The sequence below is a fragment of the Alteromonas sp. KUL42 genome (assembly GCF_006538325.1).
In the GTDB taxonomy this organism is placed as follows: Bacteria; Pseudomonadota; Gammaproteobacteria; order Enterobacterales; family Alteromonadaceae; genus Alteromonas.
Map to the genome: position 1 here is coordinate 31,714 of NZ_BJKK01000027.1, position 10,521 is coordinate 42,234.

A 10,521-nucleotide genomic window follows, 5' to 3' on the forward strand; every position below is an offset into this window, starting at 1 on the left:
ATAACGTAAAAGTTTACCTACAGATTTTTAAAAAGCTTCTATGCGATAGGAAGTGTAAGGACTATATTAATCTTTTCTAATTGAACATTATTCAGGCACTTGCTACTCTTAGCTCAGATAAAAACAGGGATTGTTGTTGCTCAATTACTTGATGCAAATCCCTCATACAAAATGAGAGATGTATAAGGACTTTCATATGATAACAATAAAACGCCTTTTCTCAGGCGTATTGGCATCCTCTGCCATAGTTAGTTCAGTTTTTGCCGGCCCCCTTGAAGATTATTTATCAGAACATGACCAAGCTTACTTCACTTATGAAGAAGCTGAAGGCTTTAATGCAAACCCAAGTTATATACTCGAATTCGCAGAAGGTGACACTTGGACATTTGCGTCAGTTGACCCGCGAGGTCCCTGGAGTCTCAATGGCAATATGGTATGGAGTGCTGATGTCGCAACCATCACTTTTCCAGAGAATGAAAATGTCACCAACATAGCCTTTATGAACTTTAGCTTTCAGAGTGATAGTTTCAGAGAAAAGTGGGGCGATTTAGTAGCTGACCAACTTATCGCAGCATCAGAACAGGGGCTTATTCCTTCGGGACAGATAGAGCTTCGCTATATCGTCAAAAGTGCAGAAATTGCAAGTCGAGGGCAAAACACTAACTTGCTCACTTCAATTACCCTACAAAATCAAGAACAACTAGTTATTGATCAAAACATAATTGATAACCTCGAAGGCGGATGGCAAGGCTCAACAACGCCAACGGTAGATACAGATACATCTGTTCTGGGCGCCGATCCAGCTTTTGAAATTTATGTAAAAGGTTTCTCGACAGCAGAATTTAATGTAAGAGAACTTTTTACTGGAAAGTGGGCACTTCCTATTTATACAGGGGTTACGTACTACAACCAATCGCAAGAATTTGAGAGTTACCCTGAAGTCGCTCACGATATTTTTGAATTTGGAACTTCAACCCCTTCTGTTGAATTTGGTTTAGTGCCAGAGTACCACTACACTGATTCACAGGTTCAGTTGGTATACGGTAATACAGTTTTAACTTACGAGCCTGTAGAAGAAAAGTCTGAACTACTTACAGTAAAAGTAACGGTAAACTCACCAAATAGTAACTTCGTATTTCTCGACACTGCTGTAAAAGCAACACCGTCGTTTGAACAGTTTGCTCGCGGCCTCGCTTCCCACTTCCCATTTACCCAAGTTGCGTATATCAACGGCCGATTCGCTTACAACTATTACGATAATGGACAACTGGACTGTTTTGGTATCTTCGGCTATGTATTTAATCGCGATGATTTTTCGATAAACCGCGGTATTAATTGTGCTGAAGGTGAAGGCGACGGCAGAGATAACGACAGTATCAGATTGCCAAGTGCAGATAACTGGTCTTGGAATATGAACAACGCTAAACTTACTATGAGCTTAAATGCGGGCTTGGGTTATGTCTTCAGAGAGCGCTATTGGGACCCTATCACTTTTACAGAAAATGGTATTGGTGTGGTACTGGAGCGAAGTATTGTTGAACAGGAAGGCTTTGGACAACGAGGCTACTTTATCGCTCCGCGGTTAAATTACGTTAAGTTGACGGACCTCAGTCAGTACACAGCAGAATATGCCAATGGCGGCTTTGGAGGTGACATTGATGGCGACAATATCGAAGATGGCGCCGATACCGACGACGACAATGATGGCATGCCTGATTTTTATGAAGAGTCTTTCTCGTTGAATCATTTGAATAGTGCTGACAGAGACGAAGATTTAGATAGTGACGGCTTAACGAACTTTGAAGAATTTACCTTAGGTACTTACCCCAACGATAGCGATTCTGATAACGACGGAATTTTGGATGCCGATGATCCGACTCCACTAGATGCTAACAAACAAAGTCGTACCACCTACGATTACGATGGCGATGGCATTTCTGACCTCGTCATTCGACGCCCTGACATTGGCCAATTTATTGTTGCTCGTTCATCAGACAACACTATCATGCGTGCGTTCTTTGGCTCTCAGGCATCTGATATTCCGTTAGCAGGTGATTTCGATGGTGATGGTACTACAGACCTTACTATTCGCCGCCAAAGTGCAAAACAGTTTATATCTCGTACTTCTTCTGATGATCAGATAGGTCGTATATTCTTTGGCTCAAAAGATGAAGATATTCCAGTAATTGCCGATTATGACGGTGACGGTATTGATGACATTGCTATTCGTCGTCCTTCTACTGGGCAATGGTTCATTCAATATACAACAACTGGCGAAATTGTACGTGAAACGTTTGGCACTAATGACTCAGACGTGCCAGTTGTCGCTGACTATGACGGAGATGGCAAAGCAGATATCGCGGTACGCCGTAAAGACGCAGGGCAGTTTATCGTTAGATACTCATCTACAGATACAATAGATCGCGTATTCTTTGGCTCACAAGCAACCGATATTGCAGTACCTGCTGATTATGATGGCGATGGGAAGGCCGATTTTGCTATTCGTCGTCCAGAAAATGGCTTTTGGTATATCAAGCACTCTAGCGACGACGTTATAGAACGTATTTACTTTGGTTCAGAGGCTGGCGATATTCCAGTCGTGGCAGATTATGATGGTGATGGAAAAGCAGACATCGCTATTCGTCGCCCTACTTCTGGAGGCTGGATTGCGAAGCTTTCAAGTGACAATAGCTATGCACGTTTTTACTTTGGAAGTTTAAGTACAGATATTCCCGTATCTGGACCTCTAGAAACTGTGTTAAACATGACCCCTTCTGCGTCAGCGACCAATAGTAAAGCCGACACATTTGGTGTGTTTGAAATAGACTCAGGTGTTCAATTAATTAAAGAGACAATTGCACCTAAAGCTAATTGGTCAATCGATGAAGTTAAATCGATAGATTAAAAGAGCTTAAATCACGTAAGGGCATAATTATTAAAGTTATGCCCTTACTTTTACCTATCAGCTATTTGAAAGTACACTTTCAAAGCAACCTTCACCCAGAAAGGGAGATGGATATCGTCTTGCGAAGTAAATACTCGTTTTTCAGGCACATCAATTTTGGGAAGATCTAAAAATGAAAAAACGTTATTTAATGTCTGGTGATGACACTTCAATAACTCACTTTGATCAAGTACCTTAATTGCACTGTCATTAAAACGACAACGCAAACTTCTCAACTGTCGTTTGTATAACCCTCGAATTAAATAAGACTGATCCCTGTACTTACTTTTAAACTCACTTTTTGGCAACTCCTCATAAAAGCCTTCGAGCCTCTTGGCCTCGCTAAGGAATGCCTTAATGGGAGAAAAATCTTCTCTACCCTTCAATTTTGACATTGTGTAATGAGAAAGTGCTCTTTCTACAGGATCTCTTAGCATTACAATATGTAAAGCGTCAGGACAAAAGTCAGCACACTGTTCTACAAATAAAGGATGGAGTATTGTAATGGGCGTTGCATCAAGGATGTATTTTTCGCCGCTATAATGTTGTAATTTTTCTGCATACTTCTCATGAACAAATTGAGACTTGTCTTGTGCTTTTTGTAATGCAGGATCATCAAAGACATGCGCCTCTTTATTTTTAACCAAGCAAATATCAGGGTGTTGTTCCAAAAATGACGCTAACGCGGTCGTACCCGCTTTTTGTACACCGGAAATAAACAAATTTGGCAGTAGAGAGTGAGACTTGGACATATAATTATGACAATTTTTTTTGCTAGTATAACAACTAGATTTCAAAATGTACTCAACAGCCATTGAGCTTTGTTTTTGATCGCGCCAAATTTCAATTCTAAGAAGAGCTTTATTTAAATGCCCCATAAATCAATATCATTTCACCGCCAATACCTCGGATATACTGGGGGGCATCAAAAAGTTAGAGACTATTTAGATCATTTTTGCAGTATGAACTTTTCTCCCATGCTTTATCTTGAAGGGCAGGCCAGCACAAAAAAGGATCTATTTTCAGGTATCAGTAATGTGGAGTATCAAACCCATTACCAACCAGAAAAAGCAAGTATTGCGTTTCTAGCAGGAATGGACTGGCAGCCTTATTTAGCAAGTAGCGCTAAGCACTCTCTTATTTTCAACTTAATTCAACATGTAAGACATGGAGATAAAAATGAACAGCTATTTGAGTTTTTAGCTCAACCAGCCGTGCGACTATGCGTGTCCAATTCAGTTAAACAAGCTATCGAGCCATTTTCTAATGGTCCTTGTCATGTAGTTAAAATTGGAACTTCACTTCCCACCTTAAAAGTAAAGAAGCAACATTCTTTATATATTCTCGCTAATAAGCAACCAGATTTAGGGCAAGACATTTATGAATGGGCAATAAAGAAAGGTATTTCTACGAAACTTCAGACAACGAAAGAAGAAAGAATTGAGACACTGAAAGGAATGGCTTCATCACATGTTACCTTGTCGCTGCCGAATAAATCAGAGGGATTCTACCTGCCAGGTATAGAATCGATGTTTTATAGCGACATGGCCGTCGTTCCATACTGCGTTGCCAATAAAGAATACTACTCTCCTCGCGCTAACCTTATTATTCCCACATATACTGAAGAAGCGATAAAGGAGAGTATAATTCAGGCACTAAATATGAATTCACCATCTTTACTAATAAAGAAGTGGGTTGGTAGACGCATCGCCAAACAATATTCTCTTGAGAGTGAAAGGCGTATTCTCTCCGGCATTGTCAGAAACTACACTGCAAAATTCGGCTAAACATCCTTACCCGCGAAAGAAGCCCTTACTCCTTGCCCACAGTAAACTTAATTTCGACGGCTTAAGTTTTTCTGCCCAATCATTTTTTTCATGACCTTGAGCTTGCTTGTATAAAGTTAATGCCAGTAGAGGCTTTTCTCTTTTTAACAAGCTAAGAACTTTATTAAAATCTATTAAGATATCGTCTTCTTTACAGAATGGAGATGGTTTAAAACTCTCAAGTAACTTCTTCAGCTTATTAATGTCGAGTTGAGGATTACTCAACACAATTGATTCAACCGAGCTCTCAAGCTCCCTTTTCAAGCGTTCTATCTCATTGGGCGATATCAACGAAAAATTAGGTTTATCTTCACTAACCTTTTGTAGAAAGAAATCTAATTGTTTTAGAGCATCTTGATCAGCGATTCTGTTTGCTTTTCTCATAAGCTCTAATGCACCAGCAGAAAATTGTGTGTTTAATTTGCGAGAGACCGCAGGCACATCAATAAACTGAGGGATACATGCTCTAAAATCTGTATAAAGAGTGCCTCCTTCAAATGTCGCTTCGCTGAAATAGCGATAAGTAATTGTAACCCCAAATTCCATCGCCATTTCCGAAACTATTTTTAGGTGATTGAAATCTATTTTTTGAGGTAGCTTAAAAGCGCTAGTGTGGCCATGCCGCTTTACTTCTTGGTGGTAATTTGATTCGACACTCGGTATCGGGTGTCGAACATAAAAAATATAGTTAGCGCTAGGAAGGCGAGTGAAAAACCAAGGTAAATAATAGAAAAAATGCTCAGAAGATAGTAACAGCAAGTTGTAACTACTACAGTTAAAACTACTTACCATACTTTTTGCTTTTTGATCATCAAAGTACTGGTTTCTATCTGTATCAGCAGAGATAATTTGATCAAAATTTCCTGAGCTAACATCATTAATATCAGTACCATGTTTAGGGTAGTCGATACCTTTTTCACTCAATTCTGTAACAGATTGATTCAACCATAACTGTAGCGCTGATGTACCCGTTTTAGGCGGACCTAGATGAACATAAAGCTGTTTCGATGCGGCAATGTCTAATTTAACTTTTTGCAAGTATGTATGCCACTTTTCTTCAAAAATTAGCTTGGCCCGTTCATAAAGCAATATATCGTCTCGATATAGACTATTTATCTCGTTTAATGTTTTCTCATCAAGCTCGAAAGTATCTTTCTTGTCGATTAATGCGCCATACGGGATTCTATAATACTCTCCACCACACCAACCTTCTAAAAGTAAGACAGCTTTGAAAAAGGCCTCTGTTATTGCTACGTAGCCAAGAGATGAGAGCTCTACCCCTGCCAAGACACGTGAATAAAAATTGACACGCTGTGGTTCCGCATAGAACGCCTCAAATGTTTGATTAAAATCAGGGGTTGCCTTAAATGCACGATATGAATCTATTAAACGAGTAATGGGGTGGGATAACATGAGACCGACATTCTCAGTATCAAACTCTTCGAACTTAGATAAGAACGCTGACGAGTGCGTCAGAATAGTTAATTCATTACTTTGACGATTATAGTTTGAATACAAACTTGCGAGCTTGGAAGCCCCCGAGTTCGGAAGTGCTATCAAGCACTTAGCATTCATTTCTTTCATTAATTCCGCTATTTCCATCAATCAGCTGAAAAAGGATTTCTATGCTGATATGTCGAGCTAATTTTACAGTGAGCAAAGGTTGTTATTCAGTCTTCAGATAAAATTTGTTGAACTTCACTTAACGTAACACCTTTGAGGAGGCGTTTTAAGAGCACTTTATCTTTGCTGTTCGCGTGAGAAATAGCCTTTAAGCACGCTGTATAACGCAAAAGCACATGCTCCCGCGCTACAGACAAAAACTGCTGCATGCTAACACTTTCAAGACGCTTTCGCATATAGTAATCGTATTTTTGATACTTTACTTTGTTCTGTGCTACACGCTGAGTTTTATCAGGAGGTAAAAACCCAGTTCGGTTATTTTTAAAAACTGAGGTGGCTTTATCACCTATTGGTCGCCCCCTTATTAACATAGCGATATACTCTCGTTCTGAGCGATTCATTCGATGTAATATAAAAGCGCGCTCATTGCTTTCACGTATACATGTACGTGAGCGCTCGCTGCCTTTACTTTCAAACAATGAACCGTCTGCAAAGCGTTGTAATAAATCGTCATCTAAGCAGTTGTGAGGATTCATCTTAGCTATTTTCAAATGAGATCTGACTAGGGTTTTCACTTGCTCTTTCAATTCAACACATATTGTCGATTCTAACGCTCGAGAGAACTCTGTTTGTTTCTCCACTTTGTTCTTCCACTGAAATGACAAAGTATCAAACTTAGGCAAACTGTTGCAGACTTTGATAATCGAATCGTCTAAATCTACAGGAACCCAAAACTCGTCAATATCTAGAAACATTACAGCATCACAATCTTTTCCAGAACTAGCTAACGACTTCTTATATATTTCAATTTGCGGTGAGTTTGACGGCCTCTCAAATGCTTCATCAGCGTTGTAAAAATTGACAGGCAACCCTTTCAGCAAAGGAATAAGCTCTTCCGTGTTATCTGAGCACTGATTAAAATAGATGTCTATCTCACAGAAACCAAAATACAAATGATGAAAGATCCATTCCGGTAAATATGCAGCTTCGTTGCGTGCGACTGCAACTAACTTTATTTTTTCGATGTTCCTTTTTCGCTTTGTTGTATATACGAAATCACGATATAGATGTTTTAAAAGCCGAAGACTACGACTCATCATTAGTGGAGAAAATTTGGTCATGTATTTATCACTAAATAATACTCTCTACTACTGGTCACAGAGTAATTACTAAAATCCTTTTGTAAGGAGTTTCGCATCATGAGTATTGAGGTATCTCTTAGCATATTTCACTGCACTTTCGGCAAAAGTATATTTTACTTTTTCTATTGTGCTGGCGTCATAAATGAAATGCCTAGGTAGTTTAAGAAAGGCAGGGGTGATGTTGTTCTCTATTTTTTCTCTCGCTCCCAAATCTAATTCAAAGGAAAGCAAAGACAAAAAGTCAGTAACAATATCTCGAGAAAGCAATGAATCTTTATTATAAACCTTGGTAATTATGTTATCACGACCCAACAGCGGCTCCCAAAAATCATTGATGTTTGAGAAATAATCAAACTGTCTAGTAGGAGCGTTGTTTATCCAATCTTTTGCATCAATACCAGGGTTGAAGTAACGCTCAGTAAAGCGATGCCTTGCCAACTCAATTATCTCGTTATCACCCGAACAGAGATCTCGATAAAACGATTTATCACTATCCTCTATGTACTGAAGAAATGCCGATTCAAGTATGTCGAAATGATTTCTCACGTAGTAAATGACGTATACATTGAACGTCTGTGCAAGTTCGCTAAAAAACTGAAATTTATAATCATTTTGTTGCGAAAAATGGCGCATATTCGGTAGGCCAGTTTCTGAACTGATAACAAAATTACTTACGTTACATTGGGTGATTTCTTGAAGCAGTAAATCGTACGTGTCGTGATTAGCACTATAGAGAGTATGATGACCACCATCTGGGGCCCTAGCAGTTTTCGCATACGCAAAGTTGCGGTTATCTTTACAGGCATTAACCATAAACTTCTGTATCGCAGAAGTTCCGGTCTTACCATGACCAATGTGAAAAATAACCCTTTTAGACACGAATACCTTTGCTTTTTTAATTACCTACAAAGTGACAGATTGTAACATTTAAAAATAGCACCGTCTTAACCCTTGAGTAAACATGTACATAAAAAGCCGTGCGGGGGTTCACACCATATATAATTCACTACTCTAGGGCCTGTTTACCTTTGTTCGTTTTTGTCCCCAACTCTGCTGGGGAGCATGAAAAAAGCTTAACATGCTCTAGTTAAGTTGAAATTACACTTTATTGATATCAGCTTTATAACCAATGCGAAACCCACCCCAATGCTTTCCGTTCACATAGATCGGCGCAGAAAGGTCATGCATTATCTCTCCAGTATCTCTCTTATATGTTTGCAACAAGAATGACTGAGTGCTTTTTCCGCACCTTGCCCCTGTATGATCACTGAAAATACGCTTCGTGCGGTTATTTGCTAAGTCCGTTTCGTAGTTTCCGGTTAAAGGCTGGCTAAACTTCTTATTATGTGTAGGGAAGTACCCATTTCTATCTACCGCTCCCGCATAAATTATAAAATCGTTATTATCCAAAATTGGTTCTTGTATCGCAGGTAAGTGCTTATCAGTAAAGGTATCAAATTCACTAGAATGTTTTTGAGGGTTCGTATTTGAGATTGGCTTATATGTGAAGTTAAACAGAGCCGACTCTTTAATATCACCTTTTTCGATCGCTTTGGAAAAAAGCTCGCCTATTCGATTTGCTGTCGTTATAGCAATATCTCTCACATGGCTATTTCTATCTTGAACATTAAAATCTTGTAGAAGACGAAATATATCTTCGGCCTGTTCACTTAAAGCAAAGGCTTGCTTAGAAACATCAGAGAGATCAGCTTCAAGTTTTGATGTGGTTGTATGTAACTGTAGTACGTTTGAGCTCATACCCGTGCTGTGTTCGGTATAGTGCTCAACCATAGAATGCATTTCGTTCATTGCTTCTCTAGCGTGAGTAGACAAAGTGCTTGATTGATTAATAGCATCTTCACTTTCAATCAATAATGTATTCATCCCCTCACTTGAAGTGAGTACGGCTTCCATCGTTGATACAGCTTTTGCGCTACTGTTGTTCATTTCCTGCAGTAGATTCTCAATACCCGATGTAGCATCAGTCGTTTTCTTAGCAAGTTCGCGTACTTCATCAGCAACCACCGCAAAGCCACGTCCTTGATCACCCGCACGAGCTGCTTCTATTGCAGCGTTCAATGCCAACATGTTGGTTTGGTCAGCCAACTGATTAATGGTGTTGGTTATATTACTTATTCCTTCAGCACGTGCTTTAAGCACACTCAAAGCCTCTGAAGAAGCACCGATATTCTTTACTAACTGCTGCTGTTGTTTGAGCACTTCTTTTACAGACTTACTTCCCAGTTGCGTTTTTTCATCAGACTCATTCATAGTAACAGTAGCGCTCTTTGCTAGGCTATCTAATTGAGTGCTATTCCCTTCCAATTGCTGTAGGCGACTCGACATCTCACCGATGTTTGATACTTGTTCGTTAAATGCTTTTGAAAGCTGTTCGAGAAAAAATGAAATAGATGCGCCACCAATTGCAATATGACTTGAAGCTTTACTTATATTATTCGCTGATGTGGGTGAGTTAAGTTTTTGAGGTACTTCATTATTAGCTGCGATTATTGGTGTCGTTTCACGACTGAAAACGAAATAACTTACTGAACTAATCAAAATGAAAGATACAGAACCAATTACCAATGGGTTTATTGAAAAAAAAGCTAAAAAGCCAGCAAAAACACCAGCAAACAATCCGAGAAAAAGACACTTTATCATTTTATAATTCACATTATTTTTACACATTTAAAACTGTAGTGTGATTTTCGCAATTTTGCTATACGCGAATAGTAGTAATCTTAGTGGGAAAATTTTTTGTATCTTAATAAATTTATGTGTAGAGCCTGTTGACCTTTGCGGTACGTTTTTGCGGCAAAGGTCAACACGCTCTAATCTTAACGAAAATCAGTCGCCAAAAAAAATAGGCAACTACGGATGAGTTTTGCTATTACCGTCTGTGATTTATTTATTAGTTTGATTTGTATGCTTTGCTGCTTTATTTTCTTTAAACACAGTAAAAAAGCCCCTGTCGTCAGACAGGGGC

At 39.1% G+C, this 10,521-nt stretch carries 7 protein-coding genes; 2 read left to right on the forward strand and 5 right to left on the reverse strand.

All coding sequences use genetic code 11. The features are described 5' to 3' along the window. Nucleotides 1-196: 196 nt before the first annotated feature. Entirely contained in the window at nt 197-2,905 is a 2,709-nt protein-coding gene (locus tag EYR97_RS21025; RefSeq protein WP_131095715.1) for a VCBS repeat-containing protein, read from the forward strand. 50 nt (nt 2,906-2,955) lie between these two features. On the opposite strand, the gene EYR97_RS21030 is transcribed toward EYR97_RS21025, so the two are convergent. Continuing rightward, nucleotides 2,956-3,822 carry a sulfotransferase gene (locus EYR97_RS21030; RefSeq protein WP_131095716.1) on the reverse strand — a complete coding sequence of 289 codons (867 nt, stop codon included), beginning with the start codon at nt 3,820-3,822 and terminating at the stop codon, nt 2,956-2,958. On the opposite strand from EYR97_RS21030, the gene EYR97_RS21035 reads away from it, so the two are divergent. Then, on the forward strand, nt 3,814-4,731 hold the full coding sequence (locus EYR97_RS21035; RefSeq protein WP_131095717.1) for a glycosyltransferase: 918 nt from the start codon (nt 3,814-3,816) through the stop codon (nt 4,729-4,731). The genes EYR97_RS21030 and EYR97_RS21035 overlap by 9 nt on opposite strands. A gap of 6 nt (nt 4,732-4,737) precedes the next feature. Here EYR97_RS21035 and EYR97_RS21040 read toward each other — a convergent pair whose 3' ends face one another. The 4 genes from EYR97_RS21040 to EYR97_RS21055 all read right to left on the reverse strand — a co-directional run bounded on the left by EYR97_RS21040 (nt 4,738) and on the right by EYR97_RS21055 (nt 10,196). Then, complete coding sequence (locus tag EYR97_RS21040; RefSeq protein ID WP_131095718.1) at nt 4,738-6,354, reverse strand: hypothetical protein; 1,617 nt, start codon at nt 6,352-6,354, stop codon at nt 4,738-4,740. A gap of 86 nt (nt 6,355-6,440) precedes the next feature. After that, entirely contained in the window at nt 6,441-7,514 is a 1,074-nt protein-coding gene (locus EYR97_RS21045; protein WP_131095719.1) for a glycosyltransferase family 2 protein, read from the reverse strand. A gap of 48 nt (nt 7,515-7,562) precedes the next feature. Further along, nucleotides 7,563-8,414, reverse strand: a complete 852-nt coding sequence (locus EYR97_RS21050; RefSeq protein WP_131095720.1) for a hypothetical protein — start codon at nt 8,412-8,414, stop codon at nt 7,563-7,565. Between the two features lie 219 nt (nt 8,415-8,633). Beyond that, nucleotides 8,634-10,196: a methyl-accepting chemotaxis protein gene (locus tag EYR97_RS21055; RefSeq protein WP_131095721.1), complete on the reverse strand. Its 1,563-nt coding sequence runs from the start codon at nt 10,194-10,196 to the stop codon at nt 8,634-8,636. Between the last annotated feature and the right edge of the window lie 325 nt (nt 10,197-10,521).